The 1010-nt window shown below is 68.9% G+C and carries 1 protein-coding gene; it reads left to right on the top strand.

The genetic code is table 11. The annotated features are described in order from the left end of the window. Window positions 1-117 precede the first annotated feature (117 nt). A partial coding sequence (locus tag V2J85_RS40235) for an IS481 family transposase (RefSeq protein WP_330824345.1) occupies window positions 118-1010 on the top strand: 893 nt, incomplete at its 3' end.

The following is a 1010-nucleotide window of genomic DNA, read 5'->3' as shown; positions in this document are numbered from 1 at the left end:
TGTGCTGTCCCGGGACGTTGGTGACAGGCGACATGCCTTGAGTGGTCCTTGAAAGAGGCGAGGGCCTTCTGGCTCGGTGTGGATTGCGACATCTACCGCCGAGTGCAGGAGGCCCTCGTGATCCACCGTAACGCCCCGCTGACGCCGACCGGCAGGCTGCGTCTGGCCCGGTGCATTGTCGATGAGGGCTGGCCGTTGCGCCGTGCCGCCGAACGGTTCCAGGTCAGCCACACCACAGCCGCCCGCTGGGCCGGACGCTACCGACGCCACGGTCATGCGGGGATGGAAGACCGCTCCAGCAGGCCTCACCACCAGCCTCGCCGCACGTCCGCAGCGGTGGAGGACGAGGTCGTCCGCCTGCGACGCGCGCACCGGATCGGCCCGCTGCGACTGGCCGCCCGTGCCGGTGTCGCAGCTTCCACCGCCCACCGGATCCTCCAGCGCCACGGCCTGCCGCCGCTGGCCGCCACCGACCGGGCCACCGGCGAGCCCGTCCGCCGATACGAACGCGCCCGGCCCGGCGAACTTGTCCACATCGACGTCAAGAAACTCGGCCGCATCCCCGACGGCGGCGGCCACAAAGCCCTCGGCCGAGCCGCCGGCCGCAAGAACCGCAACAGCACCGGATATGCCTACCTGCACACTGCTCTGGACGACCACACCCGACTCGCCTACACCGAAAACCTCCCCGACGAGAAGGCAGACACCTGCGCGGACTTCCTCACCCGCGCCACCGCCTGGTTCGCGCAATGCGGGGTCACCGTCGAACGCGTCCTGACCGACAATGCCTGGGCCTACAGCAAGAACACCTGGCGTCAGACGTGCCGGGACCTGGGCATACAACCGCGCTGGACACGGCCCTGGCGCCCGCAGACCAACGGCAAGGTCGAACGCTTCCACCGCACCCTGCTCGATGAATGGGCCTACCAAAGGCCCTACGCCTCAGAGGCCGAACGGCAGGCAGCGTTTCCCGACTGGCTGGACTGGTACAACTACCACCGACCCCATAC

The sequence above is a fragment of the Streptomyces bugieae genome (genome assembly GCF_036352915.1).
Classification (GTDB): domain Bacteria; phylum Actinomycetota; class Actinomycetes; order Streptomycetales; family Streptomycetaceae; genus Streptomyces; species Streptomyces endophytica.
The sequence above is the reverse complement of the archived record's forward strand: the minus strand, read 5'-3'. Positions and strand labels throughout refer to the sequence as shown.